This is a genomic window from Cellulomonas fengjieae (assembly GCF_018388465.1).
GTDB classification, from domain to species: domain Bacteria; phylum Actinomycetota; class Actinomycetes; order Actinomycetales; family Cellulomonadaceae; genus Cellulomonas; species Cellulomonas fengjieae.
Genome location: NZ_CP074404.1, coordinates 3,082,063 through 3,098,304, shown reverse-complemented (window position 1 = coordinate 3,098,304; position 16,242 = coordinate 3,082,063). Strand labels below are relative to the sequence as shown.

At 72.8% G+C, this 16,242-nt stretch carries 18 protein-coding genes; 7 read left to right on the top strand and 11 right to left on the bottom strand.

Annotated features, from left to right (window positions below; genetic code table 11):
- Window positions 1-692: 692 nt before the first annotated feature.
- On the bottom strand, window positions 693-2,057 hold the full coding sequence (locus tag KG102_RS14325) for an HNH endonuclease signature motif containing protein (protein WP_208288307.1): 1,365 nt from the start codon (window positions 2,055-2,057) through the stop codon (window positions 693-695).
- 329 nt (window positions 2,058-2,386) lie between these two features.
- On the opposite strand from KG102_RS14325, the gene KG102_RS14320 reads away from it, so the two are divergent.
- Together KG102_RS14320 and KG102_RS14315 are read left to right on the top strand one after the other, a co-directional pair.
- Window positions 2,387-2,668 carry a hypothetical protein gene (locus KG102_RS14320; protein ID WP_208288308.1) on the top strand — a complete coding sequence of 94 codons (282 nt, stop codon included), beginning with the start codon at window positions 2,387-2,389 and terminating at the stop codon, window positions 2,666-2,668.
- Window positions 2,669-2,676: 8 nt separating this feature from the next.
- The gene (locus KG102_RS14315; RefSeq protein WP_208288994.1) at window positions 2,677-3,405 is read left to right on the top strand and encodes a M15 family metallopeptidase; all 729 of its coding nucleotides are present in this window, start codon (window positions 2,677-2,679) and stop codon (window positions 3,403-3,405) included.
- A gap of 34 nt (window positions 3,406-3,439) precedes the next feature.
- Here KG102_RS14315 and KG102_RS14310 read toward each other — a convergent pair whose 3' ends face one another.
- Both KG102_RS14310 and KG102_RS14305 read right to left on the bottom strand, forming a co-directional pair.
- A complete protein-coding gene (locus tag KG102_RS14310; RefSeq protein WP_208288309.1) occupies window positions 3,440-3,814 on the bottom strand; it encodes an iron chaperone in 375 nt (124 codons plus the stop codon).
- 15 nt (window positions 3,815-3,829) lie between these two features.
- Window positions 3,830-4,222, bottom strand: coding sequence for a nitroreductase family deazaflavin-dependent oxidoreductase (locus KG102_RS14305; protein WP_208288310.1), 393 nt, complete (start codon window positions 4,220-4,222; stop codon window positions 3,830-3,832).
- 209 nt (window positions 4,223-4,431) lie between these two features.
- Here KG102_RS14305 and KG102_RS14300 point away from each other — a divergent pair, with 209 nt between their 5' ends.
- Complete coding sequence (locus tag KG102_RS14300; RefSeq protein ID WP_208212521.1) at window positions 4,432-4,707, top strand: iron-sulfur cluster assembly accessory protein; 276 nt, start codon at window positions 4,432-4,434, stop codon at window positions 4,705-4,707.
- A gap of 100 nt (window positions 4,708-4,807) precedes the next feature.
- On the opposite strand, the gene KG102_RS14295 is transcribed toward KG102_RS14300, so the two are convergent.
- Together KG102_RS14295 and KG102_RS14290 are read right to left on the bottom strand one after the other, a co-directional pair.
- Window positions 4,808-5,428: an FMN reductase gene (locus tag KG102_RS14295; RefSeq protein WP_208212519.1), complete on the bottom strand. Its 621-nt coding sequence runs from the start codon at window positions 5,426-5,428 to the stop codon at window positions 4,808-4,810.
- A gap of 23 nt (window positions 5,429-5,451) precedes the next feature.
- Entirely contained in the window at window positions 5,452-6,606 is a 1,155-nt protein-coding gene (locus KG102_RS14290; protein ID WP_208288311.1) for an LLM class flavin-dependent oxidoreductase, read from the bottom strand.
- A gap of 200 nt (window positions 6,607-6,806) precedes the next feature.
- Here KG102_RS14290 and KG102_RS14285 point away from each other — a divergent pair, with 200 nt between their 5' ends.
- Window positions 6,807-8,207 carry an FAD-binding oxidoreductase gene (locus KG102_RS14285; RefSeq protein ID WP_208288312.1) on the top strand — a complete coding sequence of 467 codons (1,401 nt, stop codon included), beginning with the start codon at window positions 6,807-6,809 and terminating at the stop codon, window positions 8,205-8,207.
- Window positions 8,208-8,216: 9 nt separating this feature from the next.
- Here KG102_RS14285 and KG102_RS14280 read toward each other — a convergent pair whose 3' ends face one another.
- From KG102_RS14280 to KG102_RS14265, 4 genes are all read right to left on the bottom strand, one after another.
- On the bottom strand, window positions 8,217-8,471 hold the full coding sequence (locus tag KG102_RS14280; protein WP_208288313.1) for a hypothetical protein: 255 nt from the start codon (window positions 8,469-8,471) through the stop codon (window positions 8,217-8,219).
- The gene (locus tag KG102_RS14275; protein ID WP_243883892.1) at window positions 8,452-9,180 is read right to left on the bottom strand and encodes a signal peptidase I; all 729 of its coding nucleotides are present in this window, start codon (window positions 9,178-9,180) and stop codon (window positions 8,452-8,454) included. Before KG102_RS14275 ends, KG102_RS14280 begins: the two co-directional genes overlap by 20 nt.
- A 5-nt stretch (window positions 9,181-9,185) precedes the next feature.
- A complete protein-coding gene (locus KG102_RS14270) occupies window positions 9,186-9,875 on the bottom strand; it encodes a hypothetical protein (RefSeq protein WP_208212511.1) in 690 nt (229 codons plus the stop codon).
- Between the two features lie 70 nt (window positions 9,876-9,945).
- On the bottom strand, window positions 9,946-12,030 hold the full coding sequence (locus KG102_RS14265) for a putative bifunctional diguanylate cyclase/phosphodiesterase (protein WP_249667336.1): 2,085 nt from the start codon (window positions 12,028-12,030) through the stop codon (window positions 9,946-9,948).
- A 174-nt stretch (window positions 12,031-12,204) separates the two neighbouring features.
- On the opposite strand from KG102_RS14265, the gene msrB reads away from it, so the two are divergent.
- The 3 genes from msrB to KG102_RS14250 all read left to right on the top strand — a co-directional run bounded on the left by msrB (window position 12,205) and on the right by KG102_RS14250 (window position 14,058).
- Window positions 12,205-12,606, top strand: coding sequence for a peptide-methionine (R)-S-oxide reductase MsrB (gene msrB / locus KG102_RS14260; RefSeq protein WP_208212509.1), 402 nt, complete (start codon window positions 12,205-12,207; stop codon window positions 12,604-12,606).
- 79 nt (window positions 12,607-12,685) lie between these two features.
- Entirely contained in the window at window positions 12,686-13,468 is a 783-nt protein-coding gene (locus KG102_RS14255) for an NERD domain-containing protein (RefSeq protein WP_208212506.1), read from the top strand.
- A 128-nt stretch (window positions 13,469-13,596) separates the two neighbouring features.
- Window positions 13,597-14,058: a MarR family winged helix-turn-helix transcriptional regulator gene (locus tag KG102_RS14250; protein WP_208212504.1), complete on the top strand. Its 462-nt coding sequence runs from the start codon at window positions 13,597-13,599 to the stop codon at window positions 14,056-14,058.
- Here the strand turns inward: KG102_RS14250 and KG102_RS14245 are convergent.
- A complete protein-coding gene (locus tag KG102_RS14245) occupies window positions 14,033-15,634 on the bottom strand; it encodes an MDR family MFS transporter (RefSeq protein ID WP_307802831.1) in 1,602 nt (533 codons plus the stop codon). The two genes, KG102_RS14250 and KG102_RS14245, sit on opposite strands and share 26 nt — an antisense overlap.
- Window positions 15,635-15,749: 115 nt before the next feature.
- On the bottom strand, window positions 15,750-16,217 hold the full coding sequence (locus tag KG102_RS14240; protein ID WP_208288315.1) for a MarR family winged helix-turn-helix transcriptional regulator: 468 nt from the start codon (window positions 16,215-16,217) through the stop codon (window positions 15,750-15,752).
- Between the last annotated feature and the right edge of the window lie 25 nt (window positions 16,218-16,242).

The window sequence follows — 16,242 nt, the reverse complement described above, 5'->3', positions numbered from 1 at the left end:
GGTGAAATGACCGTGGCTGTGGATCTGTTCTCCTCGCGCAGGCGCGGTGGGGTGCTCTACCGCCCTGACAGGACGGTTCTGGCCGTCAACGTTCCTACGGTCGCTGACGACTTCCCGGAGGTCGTCCAGTGGTGGTCCACGCTGTTTGCGCGTCGGCGCCACGACCTGGAACGCATCAGAAGAAGAATGGGTCACGGACGAGACACTCGTCCCCGACGATCTGCTCCACAACCCGCTCGCATATCAGTCGCTCAGTGGAAGTCCGCGAGAGAGGTTCCGTCCGCTGTCCGACTTCTGAGGCACCTGGTGCTGGCGCTGCGAGCGGGACCAAATTGACCACAGAGCGTGGCCAGATCGGCCACCGTCGTGGCTGCGGTGGGCGAGCCGCAGCTTGTCCCGTGCCGGGTTGGCCTTGACGTGGGCAGCGAGGCCACACCACCTGAACCCTGCCGACATCGCACGCCGTGGCGCGCAGCCGGCCCTAGGGCCGGCCGCGCGCACCTGCGTCAGGAGGTGTAGATGACGCTGTCGTGGACCCAGCCGACGGAGACGTCCATGACGATGCCGGGTTGGCGACGGAGAACCCGACGCTGAACGTGGCCTCGCGGCCCGGCAGGAGCGAGTCGAGGGTCCTGTGTCGGCGGGTGCGAGCGCGCGACAGAGTCGGGCGATGGTGCGGCGGTGCCCTCGGATCAGAACGGTGGGTCGCCCCAGTCCTTCGGCGGGGGCGGAGGGGGCGCGTGTCGGACCGAGGAGGGTGCCGCCAGCAGGACGACCGGATGGCGCGCATAGGTCAGGCCGTGGCGATCGGTCCAGGTGGAGACGCCCGTCCGGCGGTCGTAGGAGACCCGCCACCACCCCTTGGTCTTGGCCTGGTGATGGTGCTTGCACAGGGCGTGCAGGTTCGCTTCGCTGGTCTGGACGCCGTCAGACAGAGTGGAGTTGCCGCCGCTCTCGCTGTCGTCTCCGGCCCACGACCGGTGGTGGTCGTAGGGGATGCGGTGGTCGAGCTCGCACCGCGTGGCCGGCTGGCGGCAGCCGGGGAAGGTGCAGGTCACGTCGCGGGCCTGGACCGTGCGGGTCAGATCGGCACCGGGACGGTAGGTGGTGGTCCCCACCGAGCTGACCCGACCGATCGGGTCGGTCAGCAGGCGGCGCCACGTGGCGTCCTGGGCCAGCTCGCGTGCGACCTGGGCGGGGATCGGACCGTACGAGCCGAGCAGGCCCGGCTGGTCGTCCAGGCCGGCCAGCGTGGTCGCGGCGACCGTCACCTGCAGGGCCACACGCTGCCCGTGCCGGGTGGGCAGCGGTGTCCCGTCGGGCGTCGCCTGCCGGTCGAGGATCCCGGTGAACACGTCCGCGAACGCGTCCGCGCGCCGCTGGCCGACGCTGCGGTCGTCGCCGTCCGTGGCGGCGTGCCCCGCGAGAGCGTCCACCGCCGTGAAGGCGGCGGTCGCGACCTCGGCGGGCAGATAGGCCATGAACCAGGCCATCGCGTGGCCGGCCGGCCGCAGCTCGACACCCCGGTCGGCGCGCTCCTTGACCCGGCGACGCTCGGCCGCCGCGGCGTCGGCACCGATCACCGCGGCGCGCACGTGGTGAGCCAGCTGGCGGGCGGTGAGCTCCCCGGCACGCTGCACAGCGTCGGCGATCACCAGGTCGGCGGTGTCGCGCTCGGCGGACAGCGACTCGGCGAGGATCACGTCGACCTTGCGCGCGTCGAGGGCGCCCGCGGCCCAGGCGTCGGCCAGCGCCGGGTGCCGTGCCACGTTCGAGGCGCGCAGGAACAGGTCCTGTGCTGCCCTGCCGGTGCAGGCCAGTGCGCACGCCAGCTCGTCGGGCACCCGGGCGAGGGCGTCGACGGTGCGCGCCTCGATCTCGCGGACGGCCACCGCCTGGGCGGCCTGCGCCATCGCGATGACCTGCTGCCACGCCGTGACCGTGTTGACCAGCGCCGTGTCCGAGACGTCCGCGACCTGGACGGACTCCAGCATCCCGGCGAGCCCGGCGACGCTGACCTCCGGGATCGGGAACGCGTCGATGTGCCGCAGGTTCACCACCCGCTGCGTGACCGACGCCGGCGTATCCGCACAGGACGCAGCCACACCGGACGCAGCCACCCGCGAAGCGCCTGCGCCGGTCGCACGGGGACGGGGCGAGATCCATTCCGGCTCGTCCCGCCAGCCGGGCTGCGACCAGCCGGATGCGCGACCGGCGTCTGCCTCCACACGTGCGTGCTCGAGCACCGCCGTCACGATCCTCACCTCCCGCGCGTGTCATCAGCCCGTTGATCCGCTAGAACAAATGTACGACCAGGGTCTGACACTCGCCCGCAGCCCCACGGTGGCTGACGCTCGACCCGTCCCGGAGTTCGTACACTTGTTCGATGGTCCGCGACATCGACTGGTCGAAGTGGCAGCGCACGCCACGCGGCTGGGTGCGGGTGCCGCCGTCGGGCTGCCCCGCGGGGCACCGGTGGACCACGAACGGTCCGGGCCGGCCGTCGGAACGGTTCGTCACCTGCGGCTGCACGGTGGACCGGCACCACACGCTGTGGGTCTGCCCCGCCTGTGGCATGCACTGCGCCGAGGGGTGCGCGGACCCGGCACTGTGGGCGGGGACGACGGTCTCGTCGGGGATCGTCGGCGACCGCCGCGGAGTGGTGTAGTGGTGCGCATGCGAGGCGGCGGGCTCATCGGGGTGGCGGTGCTGGTGCTCGCGGGCTGTGCCGCGCCCGACGTCCCCCGGTCGAGCCCGTCGCCGACCCCGGTGCAGGTGAGCGCGCCCGCCGAGGTCGCGCCGGAGCCGGCGGACGCCCCGGTGGTGGCGAGCGCGCCGGCCTTCACGTCGGCGATCAGCGAGATCACCCCGGAGCTCGCCGCCCGCATGGAGCCGTCGTGGCGTCCGGGCTGCCCCGTGCCGCTCGAGGACCTGCGCTACGTGTCGGTCACGCACCGTGGCTTCGACGGGCTGGACCGGCAGGGCGAGCTGGTGGTGCACGCCGACGCCGCGCAGGACATGGTCACCGTGTTCCGCGCCCTCTTCGACGCCGGGTACCCGGTCCGCTCGATGCGGCTGGTGGACGACTTCGACGCGAGCGACGACGACTCCATGGCGGCGGACAACACCTCGGCGTTCAACTGCCGGGCCATCACGGGCGGCTCCGAGTGGTCGGAGCACGCCTACGGTCGGGCCATCGACCTCAACCCCGTGGAGAACCCGTACGTCCGCGGCTCGTCGGTCGCGCCGCCGGGAGGTCGCGAGTTCGCCGGCCGCCCCGACCTGCCCGGGGTCATCCACGCCGACGACGAGGTGGTCCGCGCGTTCGCCTCGGTCGGCTGGCTGTGGGGCGGCGACTGGGAGTCGCCGATCGACTACCAGCACTTCTCGGCGTCGGGGCGCTGAGCGGGAGCGGCCAGGGCTGTCTCGGCTCCGGACCTCACCCGAGCTGCGCGTCGACCTCGGCCATGCGCAGCTGCGCGATCAGCCGCACGGTGTCGGCGCTCAACGGAGCGTCGGCGTCGAACCGCAGCGTGGCCCCCGACAGCGTGCCCTCGGTCAGGACGTCGGCCAGCTCGACCGCCACGGGTGGGCTCATGAGGTGCAGGCTGCAGTGCGACGTCGCGGCCGACAGCGCGATCAGGCCCCGGCCGCGGTACCGGATGGTGGGCACCTGGTAGGAGATCACCTGCTCGGCATCGGGCACGACGTCGACGATCCTGTCCCGCACGGTGCGCAGCGCGGCGCCCTGGGCGGTCGGGACGGCGTCGAGGTACTCCTCGACGGTGCTCGCGGGATAGCCCTCGCGGACCATGTCTCCTCCGGGGGTCTAGCCGTGGACGGGAACGGCGGCGAGCTCGACGAAGTCGTCGACCCGCATGAAGCGGAGCCCCGCCCGGATGACGCGCGGGACCAGCCGGGCGCCGGCCTCGCCGTGGAGCCGGACCGGATCGCCGACCGCGAGGACCTGCCCGCGTCGGACCAGGCGCGCCTCGCCGCCCGCCTCGAGGTTGCGCAGCCACTGCACCTGCGGCCCGTAGGTGAGCGCGATGACCACGCCGCGCGGCGTGCCGAACGCGAAGACCGGCGTGCTGAACCGCCGGCCGGTGCGACGCCCCACGTGGTGCAGCGTCGCCAGCGGGGGGAGCCGGTCCGAGAGCGTCCCCAGCACGGGGTTGGTCACCTTCCGGTTGACCCGGGTGACCCACATCGGGATCGGCATGGCTCCGACGCTAGCCCGGACCTCCGGAGCGGGCGAGGGCGAACCGTAGAGGCACCGCGGCGACCGCATGATCCCCGACCCGCCCGTGGCGCCGACGGTCTCGCCCAGCGGACCCCGAGTTGCGGCCCGCGCGCGGACCGGGACACGGTGGACGACGTCCGACGAGCCGCCCGCACAGGGTGGCGCCCCGGCAACGAAAGGAGAGCCTCGTGCTCACCCTGACCGACAGCGCCCGCACCGCCGTCCAGACGCTCACCACGTCCGCTGGTCTGCCCGACGAGACCGGTGGTCTGCGGATCGCACAGCAGGAGGCCGGTGGCTTCGAGCTCGCCCTGGTCGCGGAGCCGCTGCCCGGCGATGACGTGGTGGGCGACGAGTCCGCCCGCGTCTACGTCGACCCCGAGGCGTCCCTGACCCTCGCCGACCAGCGCCTGGACGTGGAGCCGGGTGTGACCGGCACCGCCTTCACGCTCACCCCGCAGTAACGCGGCTGCCTGCGCGCGGCGGGGCATGACCGGCCCGTCGCGCGGGGACGACGAAGCGGCCCGACGCACGCGCGTCGGGCCGCTGTGTAACCGGCTGCGGTCAGGCCCCGCCGAGCAGCTGCTCGAACGAGGGGACCGCGTCGTAGAGACCCACGGGGGCCGACGGCTCGCGGTCGGCCACCATCTCGGCGAGCTCGCGGCCCGCGCGGCGGATGCGGTCGGGCAGCGGGTTGACGTCGTCACCGCCGCCGTCGGCCCAGTCGTCGGTGGCCGCGAACACGGCCGTCCCGGCGACGTCGGCCCGCAGGTAGGCGAACAGGGGGCGCAGCGCGTACTCGAGCGCGAGCGAGTGCCGGCCGGTGCCTCCGGTCGCACCGACGAGCACGGGCCGGCCGACGAGCGCGTCCTTGTCGAGGATGTCGACGAACGACTTGAACAGCCCGGAGTAGGAGGCCGAGAAGATCGGCGTGACCGCGATGACGCCGTCCGCGGCCGTGACCTTCTCGAGCACCTCCTTGAGGGCACCCGACGGGAAGCCCGAGAGCGTCATGTTGACCACCTCGTGGGCGACGTCCCTCAGCTCCACGTGCTCGACGTGGGCGGTGATGCCCCGCGCGGTGAGCTCGGTGACCGTGGCGTCGGCCAGGCGGTCGGCCAGCAGGCGCGTCGACGAGGGCTGGGACAGCCCCGCCGAGACGACGACGATCGAGCGGTCGCTCATCGTGGTCCCTTCCCCGGCGGCAGTCATGAGGACAGCGAGTCCTCGGCCCGCAGGCCGGTGTACGTGTCGTGCGCGACGACCTGGTCATGGACGGTACCCGCGGCACGCGCGGCCGCCACCCGGTCGGCGTGCATGGGCGGGTTGGCCGGAACGTGCGCCGGACGTGCGGACTCGGCCTCGGCGCGCAGCACGGGGACGACCTCGCCCGCCAGGATGTCGATCTGCTCGAGCACCGTCTTGAGCGGCAGCCCGGCGTGGTCCATGAGGAACATCTGGCGCTGGTAGTGCCCGACCTGCTCGCGGAACTTCCCGTAGCGGTCGATGACCTCCTGCGGGCTGCCGACGGTCAGCGGGGTGTCGCGCGTGAAGTCCTCCAGCGACGGTCCGTGCCCGTAGACGGGCGCGTTGTCGAAGTACGGCCGGAACTCCTTGACCGCGTCCTGCGACCGGGGACGCATGAACACCTGGCCCCCGAGCCCGACGATCGCCTGGTCGGCCTGCCCGTGCCCGTAGTGCTCGAAGCGCTCGCGGTAGAACGTCACCATCTGCGCGGCGTGCTCCAGCGGCCAGAAGATCGCGTTGTGCAGGAACCCGTCACCGTAGTAGGCGGCCTGCTCGGCGATCTCGGGGCTGCGGATCGAGCCGTGCCAGACGAACGGCGGGACGCCGTCGAGCGGGCGGGGGGTCGAGGTGAACCCCTGCAGGGGCGTGCGGAACTTGCCCTGCCAGTCCACGACCTCCTCGTCCCAGAGGCGGCGCAGCAGCGCGTAGTTCTCGATCGCGAGCGGGATGCCCTGGCGGATGTCCTGGCCGAACCACGGGTAGACGGGGCCGGTGTTGCCGCGGCCCATCATCAGGTCCATCCGCCCGTCGGAGATGACCTGGAGCATCGCGTACTCCTCGGCCAGCCGGACGGGGTCGTTGGTGGTGATCAGCGTGGTGGCGGTCGACAGGATGATGTCCTTCGTCGTGCCCGCGAGGTAGCCCAGCATGGTGGTGGGCGACGACGGCACGAACGGCGGGTTGTGGTGCTCGCCCGTCGCGAAGACGTCCAGTCCCGCCTGGTCGGCGTGCTGGGCGATGGTGAGCATGTTGCGCACCCGCTCGGTGTCGTCCGGCGTCCGGCCGGTGGTCGGATCGGTGGTGACGTCACCGACGGTGAAGATCCCGAACTGCATCTCGCGCCTCGCTAAGTGAAGAGGTCCATGCGTTTGCATGTACCTGCCGCTCAACAGGGCGCGCCCGGTTCCTATTCCCTCCGACGAGCCGCACGGGATGTATCACGCGCACGCGACCCGTCCCTTTCTGCCCGTGCGCCCACGACGGTGCCGCGCCAGGACAGCGCACGGGACCCCGTGCCGGACGACGAAGGAACGCCATGACCCTCATCAGCTCGCAGCTCAGCGACCACCGCCCGGCGACCGACGCCGCCGTGCGGGCGCTCACCGGCTCCGGCATCCCCGTGCACCTGCCGGGCACCGACCCGTACACGGCGCTCACCGCCACGAGCAACCTCACCAAGGCGATCCGGCCGGTGGCCGTCGTCGCCGCCCGGGGCTCCGCGGACGTCTCGCACACGCTGCGCGTCGCGGCCGCCACCGGGCTGCAGGTCGCCGTGCAGGGCACGGGACACGGCGCGACCGAGACCATGCAGGACGCGATCCTGGTGAGCACGGCTGCCCTCGACGAGCTGACGGTGCACGCCGACGCGCGCTGGGCACGGATCGGCGCGGGCGTGCGGTGGGCCGCGGTCCTGGAGGCCTGTGCTCCGTACGGGCTGGCCGCCCTGGCCGGCTCGTCGCCGCACGTGGGCGTCGTGGGCTACCTCACGGGCGGCGGGCTCGGCCCCGTCGCCCGCACGCACGGGCTCGCATCGGACACGGTCCGCGCGTTCGACGTCGTCACCGGCGACGGCGTGGCCCACCGCGTGACCGCGACGAGCGACCCCGACCTGTTCTGGGGGCTGCGCGGCGGTAAGGGCACGCTCGGCATCGTCACCGCCGTCGAGATCGACCTGGGGGAGCAGGCCGAGCTCTACGCCGGCGCCGTCTGGTTCGCGGGTGCCGACGCCGCCGCGGTGGTCCGCACCTGGAGCCGGTGGTGCGAGCTGCTGCCGCAGGAGGGCACCACGTCGATCGCCGTCATGCGCCTGCCCGACCTGCCGATGTTCCCCGCGCCGCTGCGCGGCACGACGTCGGTCACGGTGCGGTTCGCGTGGACGGGTGACCCGGCGACGGGGGAGGAGATGATCCGCGCGATCCGCTCGGTCGCGACACCGATCATCGACACCGTGCGGGTCATGGCGTACGCCGAGCTCGGCGACGTGCACACCGACCCCACCGACCCGATGCCGCTGCACGAGCACCACAGCCTGCTCGACTCGTTCCCGGGCGAGGCGGCCGACCGGCTGCTCGAGCTGGTCGGCCCGGACGCGCAGTGCGCCCAGGCCGTGGTGGAGGTGCGCCAGCTGGGCGGCCGCGTCCGTGACGACCGCGGCGTGCCGAGCGCCTTCGCGCACCGCGACGCCGCGTTCTCGGTCTTCTCCGCGGCCCTGCTGCTGCCCGAGCTCGCCGAGCTCGTCGCGCAGGACACGGTGCGCGTGCACGACGGGCTCGCCCCGTGGGCGCGCGACGGCGGCCTGCCCAACTTCACCGACTCGGCCGGGCCCCAGTGGGCCGGGCGCGTGTTCACCGCCGACGTGGCGCAGCGACTGCGGGCGCTCTCGCTGGCCCACGACCCCGCCGGCGTCCTGCTCGGCGCCCGGGGCGTCCGGTCCTGACCCGGAGGGCTACGAGGGCTGGCTCGGTGCGGGAGCAGGCGTGACGGTCGGTGTCGGCGTCGGTGTCACCACGAACGTGATCGCGACCTGCGGGTTGTCCGTGAAGTGCGCGGACGTCGACCCGATCGACGGGCTCAGCAACGCGGCGACGCCGAACGCCAGCGCGACGGCGAGCCGCACGAGGCCGCCCCGGTCGACGGACAGGAAGCCGCGAGGCGCCTGTGCGACGACCTCGGCGCCGGGCTCAGTCGAGGAGGAGCTCATCCATCCTCCTGTCGGCTGTCTCGGCTGCGGGGCGGGCTCGGCGGGCACGCCTGGCGTCACCGATCGAGAGCAGCTCGAGCGTAGCGAGTGCCAGCAGCGGAGGGACGAGCATCACCGCGCGTCCCTGCGCGGATCCCGCCCACTGCAGCACCCAGCCCCAGCCCTTGTGCACCGCGAGCTGCACACCGCGCACCCGGCCGACCGGGGTGGCGTTCACGTCCGCCTCGGCGTTGGCGTCGCCCTTGGTCACCACGTACGACTTCGTCCGCTGCTCCCCGTTCGCGTCGAGCTGGGCGACCATCCTCCCGGTCGTCTCGTCCTGACGCAGGTCGGGCAGCTTGCGCAGCGCGACGATCCGGTGGGTGACCAGGTCGTCGGAGCCGATCGGCCAGAACGAGATGATCTGGCCGACCTTCAGGTCCGACTCCTCGGAGATCGCGCGCAGCACGACGGCGTCGCCCGCGTCGAACTTGGGCGCCATCGAGCCGGACGTCACGATGAGCAGGCGCTGCTGGTGGAGCTGGAACCAGAGGGGCACGGCCAGGGACGTGGCGTAGGCGAGGCCGCAGACCACCACGACCGTCCAGAGGGCGACGTCGAGCACGCGCCGCCACACCGGCTTGGGGGCGCGGGCTCGCCGCCGACCGGTCGTGCGTGGCGCGCGCCGGTCGACGGTGGGGCTCGCGCGTCCGTCCGACCAGGAGGTCATGGGTCTCAGTTGTTGGCCGTCTGCTCGGCGTTGAAGGTCAGGTCCAGCCGCACCGCGGCGTCCTGGTACTCGTTGCCGGCGGAGGCCGGGAAGTCGACCCGGAAGCACAGCCACTCCTCCGGCGTGCCCACCGCGAGCACCCGGTCGCCCTCCTGGGACCCCTGGGCGCTGCTGCCCACGAGCGGTCGGGCCGTCCCGGGCCACGGCTTCTCGGCCCCCGACGGGTCGAGCGGCTGCAGCGCGGCCACGCCGGCCGCGTTGCAGCCTGCCTCCGGGACCGCGTAGACGAACAGGTCGAGGACGTCGCGCAGGTCACCGGCCGCCGGGGCGGGGTCGAGCGTGGGGTCGGGCAGCGGGTTGGTCGTCTGCGTCGCCGCGAACGAGATCGAGTACCGCAGCTCGAGAGAGCCGGCGCTGGCCACCCGCAGCGGTGCGTACGTGCTGGTGCCGGGACTCAGGTTCTGCGGCGCGAACGCGAACCCGGCCGTCGAGCCGATGACGAGGTCGACGGTGCCGCTGTGGATCTCGGCCGACACCGCGTCGTTGTCGGTGAAGATGGCCGACGTCGTCAGCGTCGTGGCGCCTACGACCGCCAGCCCGACGATGGCGACGGTGGTCCACAGCCGCCGCCGGCGCGGTGCGTCGCGGTGCACCGGGGCGGGGTCGATCATCTCGTGCAGCAGGTCATCCATCATCGCGAAACCCCTAGAGTCGAAACTCTTCTATCGGCACCGGGGCGCCGGACTTGAGCGAAACGCACGATACTCATCCGTTCGGGCGTTCTGTGCCTGGTGACCTGGGTGGACGCGTGTGGCGTGTCGTGCTCGTCCGGGGCCGGGCGACCGCGACGCCGACCCGCGCGCCGCGCCGCCGGGGCCGGGGCACCGACTGCGTGAGCCCCAGGTCGTGCGCCGGCACGGCCTGCGAGTACAGGAAGCCCTGGGCCTGGTCGACGCCGAGCCGCCGCAGGATCGCGGCGGTCGGCTCGTCCTCGACGCCCTCGGCGACCACGCGCAGGTCGAAGGAGTGCGCGAGGTCGACCATCGCCTGGACCACCACCTCGGACCCCTCGCGCTCCTGCGCGCCCAGGTCGGCGACGAACAGGCGGTCGATCTTCAGCTCGTCCACGGGCAGGTCGCGCAGCTGCGAGATCGACGTGTTGCCGATCCCGAAGTCGTCGATGGCCACCCGGATGCCCAGCGCACCCAGCCGCTCCAGCACGGGCACCACCCGCGACGGGTCGGCCACCAGCGCGGTCTCCGTGATCTCGACCTCGAGCAGGTCGGCGGGCACCCCGTGCTCCTCGAGCAGCGCCTCGATGAGGTCCACCACGGCGAGGGTCGTGACGTCGTGCGCGGAGAGGTTGACGGCCACGGGCGTCGCCCGGCCCTCGACCCGCCAGGCGGCCAGCTGCGTGACGCACTCGCTGAGGGCGTACCGCGTGACGTCGTGGATGAGGCCCGACTGCTCGGCCAGCGGGATGAAGGTGGCGGGCGGCAGGACCCCGCGCGTGGGGTGCACCCAGCGCATGAGCGCCTCGAGCCCCACGGTCTGCCCCGTCGCGAGCTCGATCTTGGGCTGGTAGTGCATCCGCAGCTCGCGCGCCGCCCCGGCTGCGGGCGTCAGTGCGCGGTGCAGGTCACCCAGGAGCACCAGACGGGCGGGCGACGAGTCGTCCTCGTCCGCCGAGTACACCGAGACGCCGGTGCGGTGGTGCTTGGCCGCGTACATCGCCACGTCCGCGGTGCGCATGAGGGACGACGGGTCGGCGGCATGGTCGGGCAGGCACGCGACGCCGACCGACGTGTCCACGTGCAGGGGCAGCTCGCCGAGCAGGAAGGGCGGCACGAACAGCGCGCGCACCCGCCGCGCGAGCCGCTCGGCGTTGGCCACCGAGCGCACGTCGGGCAGCAGGATCGCGAACTCGTCGCCGCCCAGCCGCGCGACGATGTCCTCGCCGCGCAGCGCGCCCCGCAGCCGCTCCGCGACCTGCTCGAGCAGCTCGTCCCCACGGTCGTGACCGAGCGAGTCGTTGATGTCCTTGAACCGGTCGATGTCCAGCAGCATGAGGCCGACGCGGGAGCCGGTCTCCTGCGCCTCGAGGATCGTGCGGCGCATCCGCTCGGCCAGCATCCGGCGGTTCGGCAGGCCGGTGAGCGAGTCGAGCAGCGCAAGCCTGGCGTTCTCGAGCGCGGTCGCCTGCAGCCTGCGGGACGCCGTCCACACCGTCCGGAACAGCACCAGCCACAGCAGGAACATCCCGAGCGCCACCACCAGGGACACCGTGCGCACCCCCTGCGCGAGCGCGGCACCCGCGGCGGTGTGGTCGAGCATGACCTCGGCCGCGCCGACGATCTGGCCGTCCACCGCCACGGGGACGTAGACGTCGAGCACGCGCCGCTCGGTCCCACCCTCGGAGCCGTCCGCCGAGCCGCGCACGTCGGTCTGCACGCGCGCGCTCGGGTCGCCGCCGGTGGTCACCAGGTCCAGTCGGTCCCCGTCGGGGAACCCCGTCTCGGTGCGCTCGGCCGAGCTGTAGATCATGGAGCCGTCGAGGGCCCACAGGCGCAGCTCGACCAGCTGCGGCCCGAAGCCGGCGGTGGCGGCGCGCACGGCGTCCTTCTGCTCCGGGTCGAGCGCGTCGGGCAGGAGGAACGACTCGGTGGGGACGACGGCCGTCGCGTAGGCCGTGACCGTCTGCGCGGATGCGGTCCCGTCGCGCTCCGACTGCTGCCCCATGACGCTCCAGGTCACGGCGACGAGCGCACACCCGAGCACCGCCATGGCGGCGACGCTGATGACGGCGAACGACCGGGTCAGCGGCCAGCGGCGTCGGGTGGCTCTGGGCACGCGGACCTCACGGGCTCGGCGAGCGCCGGCCAGGAGGGGCCGGCGCTGAGCCGAGACTAGGGCGAACGCCCGTCCCGGAGCGACATTCCGGGCGCGGCGGTTCTGGCGCGTCGGGAACGTCCCCGGCCCCGCGGCGGTTGCACCGGACGCCATCGCACATCCAGGAGGATCCGAATGACCTACGACGTGACCAAGTCCGACGAGCAGTGGGCCCTGGAGCTGGAGCCCCAGGAGTTCGCCGTGCTGCGCCGCGCCGGCACCGAGCGGCCGTGGACCGGTGAGCTGCTCGACGAGACGCGCGCCGGCGTGTACCGCTGCCGGGCGTGCCGCAACGAGCTGTTCCGGTCCGACACCAAGTTCGACTCGCACTGCGGCTGGCCCAGCTTCTTCTCCCCGCTCGCGGGTGACCGCGTGGAGCTGATCACCGACCGCAGCCTCGGCATGGTCCGCACCGAGGTCCGCTGCGCACGGTGCGGCTCGCACCTCGGGCACGTGTTCGACGACGCCCCGCAGACCCCGACGGGCGACCGGTTCTGCATGAACTCGGTGAGTCTGACCTTCGAGCCCGACGCCTGAACGGACCTCGCACGACCGAGTGACGTCCACATGGTCGACAGGAGTGAAGTCGGGGGGTCCGCGTGCCGATAATGCACCCGTGGAAGGTCTCCTGACGGTGCGGCGGTGGCGGCGGTACGGCGCCGATCGCCTGTATGTCACGCAGGAGACCGGCGCGCGCGTGGGGTCCGTGGACCTCCAGTCCGGTGAGATCGACGTCGACGACCCGCTCCTCGAGGGCGGTCTGCGCCGGGCGGCCCAGGCGTACCTGCGCGCGGACGTCCCCGAGCTGGCGCTGAGCCTGCCGGAGCCCGGCGTCGGTGCCCTCGACCCCCGCGACGAGGCGGCGCTGCAGGCGTGGCTCGGCGGGGAGGACTGGGACACGATCGACCTGGACGCCCTCCGCCGCGAGCGCGGCAGCTCGGTGCGGACGCGGCTCGAGCGGCTGTGCGACGAGGGGTGGCAGGTGGTGCACGACGTGCCGCTCGGCCGCCAGGGCAGCCTGGTCGAGCACCTGCTGGTCGGCCCGGCCGGCATCTTCACGCTCTCCGAGCACCGCCACCCCGGGCAGCGCGTCGTCGTCGAGGGGCGCACCCTCGAGGTCGACGGGCGGTCGATGTCCTACCTGCGCGACGCGCGGCTCGAGGCCACCCGGGTCCAGGGCGCCCTGCTCGCGGCGGCCTGCGCGGCCATCACCGTCCGCGGTGTGGTGGTGGTGCACGGCGATCTCGAGGTCCGCACGGTGGTCCCGGAGCACGACGCGTTCGCCATCACCCGGCAGGACGTCCAGTCCGTCTTCCGCGCGATGCCGGTGCGGTTGGACCCTGCGCGCATCGCCGCCGTCGCCCACGTCGCCCGCCAGCGGGCCACCTGGTCCCACTGATGTCCCACTGATGACCCACTGGCGCCCAGGGTGTTGACACCTCCGCGTCGCCGGTGGTCTGCTGACAAGCCCCCACCCGTTCGGACCGTGCGGGGCGATCTCTACGGCTTCCGTCAGGACGTGCGCACGTGGTCGATGATGACTTGTTCCGACAGCTCGAGCGCGAGCTCGGCCTCCTTCTCCGGCGCGCTCAGGCGTCGTCGACGTCCATCGCCAAGGACGTGCACCCGGACCTCGAGCCCTCCGCGTATGCGCTGCTGGCGCTGATCGCCGTCACACCGGGCGTGCGAGCCAGCGACCTCGCGGCCACGATCGGCGTCGGGCGCGGCACGATGTCGCGCCAGCTCGCCAGGCTGGGCACCACCGGGCTGGTGGCGCGGCAGCCGGACCCCGACGACTACCGCGGTCAGCTGCTCGAGCTCACCGACGAGGGGAAGCGCCGCTTCGAGGCGGCCCAGCAGGCGCGCCGGGCGTACCTGAACCGTGCGCTGGGGGCGTGGAGCGAGGGCGAGGTGTCGGCGCTGGCCACCCAGCTGGGGCGGCTCAACGACGACCTCGCCGCCTTCACCCTCGCGCACCCCGCTCACTGACGGGCGCGTCCGCAGCGTCCGCCGCGTTGGAGTCGTCGGCGGTTGCGGGGGCGAGCATCTCGGCCTCGCGCTCCAGCAGCTGCTCGATCCCCGAGCGGGTGCCGAGCGGCACCTCCTTGAGGAACAGCACGGCGATCAGCGAGATGAGCGCGACCGGCGCGGCGAGCAGGAAGAGGTCCGCGACGGTGTTGCCGAAGGCCTGCTCGACGACGACCCGCACCTCCGGGGGGAGCGTCGCCAGGTCGGGGATCGCCCCGCTGGCGCCGACCACGGACGGGTCGATGCCCAGCGAGCCGAGGCCGCGCGCCACCAGGTCGGTGACCTGGTGCGAGAGGACGACGCCGAGCGCCGACACCCCGAGCGCACCGCCCAGGGTGCGGAAGAACGCGACGGTGGACGTCCCGGACCCCACCTCCCGCACGTCCAGCGTGTTCTGCACGGCGAGCACGAGGTTCTGCATGAGCATCCCGACGCCCGAGCCGATGATCACCATGTAGAGGGAGATCAGGAGGAACGAGGTGTCGAAGTGGATGGTGCCCATGAGGCCCAGTCCCGCGGTGAGCAGGACGGCACCGACTATCATGAACCGGCGGTACTTGCCGGTGCGGCTGATGATGCGTCCGGAGACGGTCGAGGCCACCAGCATGCCCACGATCTGCGGGATCGTCAGCAGCCCGGACTCCGTCGGCGTCTTGCCGCGCGCCAGCTGCATGTACTGGCTGAGGAACACCGAGGTGCCGAACAGCGCGATGCCGACGGCGATGCTCGCGACGACCGAGAGCACCAGCGTGCGGTTCTTGAACAGGTGCAGGGGGATCATCGGCTCGCTCGCGCGGCTCTCGACCCAGACCGCGACGGCCAGGGCCAGGGCCGAGCCACCGACCATGGCGGCCGTCTGCCAGGACGCCCACGGGAACGAGGTGCCGGCGAACGTGATCCACAGCAGCAGGGTCGCGATCCCGACGGAGAGCAGCGTGGCGCCCGCGTAGTCGATCTTCACCTTGCGCGACTTCCGGGCGGGCAGGCGCAGCGTGCGCTGCAGGACGATGATCGCCGCCACCGCGATCGGCAGCCCGACGAAGAAGTTCCACCGCCAGCCCACGCTGTCAGTGATGACCCCGCCGAGCAGCGGGCCGCCGACCATGGCGACGCCCATGACGGCCCCCATGAGGCCCATGTACTTGCCGCGCTCGCGCGGGCTGATGATGTCGGCGATGAGGACCGTGCCGAGCGCGGTCAGACCGCCGGCGCCGATGCCCTGCAGGGCGCGCATGCCGATGAGCATGCCGCTGTCGTGCGCCAGACCGGCCAGCGCGGAGGAGACCACGGAGATGGCGAGCGCGAGCTGGATGAGCAGCTTGCGGTCGACGAGGTCGGAGAGCTTGCCCCAGATCGGTGTCGAGATGGTGGTGGTGAGCAGGGTCGCCGTGACGACCCAGGTGAAGGCGGACTGCGTGCCGCCGAGGTCGGCGATGATGCGCGGCAGCGACGACGACACGACGCTCGTCGCGAGGATCGAGACGAACATCCCGAGCAGGATGCCCGAGAGGGCCTCGAGGACCTCGCGGTGGGTCATGCCCGTCCTGGGCTCGGCGGTGCTGGTGGGAACTGGCGTGGACATGGTCTCGCTCTCGTGGTGCTGGCGGGGGAGACCCGGCGTCGTCGGCAGGTCGGGCAGGTTCAGGTTCTGGTCAGGCGGGGGTGAGCACGTCGGTGGCGGCGGGTGCCAGCGGGGCGACGGTCGCGGAGATCCGCTGCAGCGTCGCGGTCGCGTGGAGCAGGTCGTCGGCCGACCAGTCGGCGAACACCTCGGTGGCGCGCCGGGCGTACGCCGCGGCGATCTCGAGCGCCAGGTCACGGCCCGCGGGGGAGAGCCGGATGGAGCGGGCTCGCCGGTCCGCGTCGTCGACCGCACGCTCGACCAGCCCGTCATCGACCAGCTGGCTGACCTGACGGCTGGCCACGGAGATGTCGACGCGCAGGGCGTGCGCGATGTCGCTCACCTGGAGCGATCCGTGGCGCTCGAGGATGCGGACGATCGAGACGGCACCCCGCGAGCGCCCGACGTCACGGGCCACGACACCGGAGGTCTCGCGCAGCGTGCGGCTGAACTCCTCGACGGCGCGCAGCAGGGCGAGGGCGGGTGCCTCGGACGACATGGGGACTCCTTTTGTTGCCGAGTGC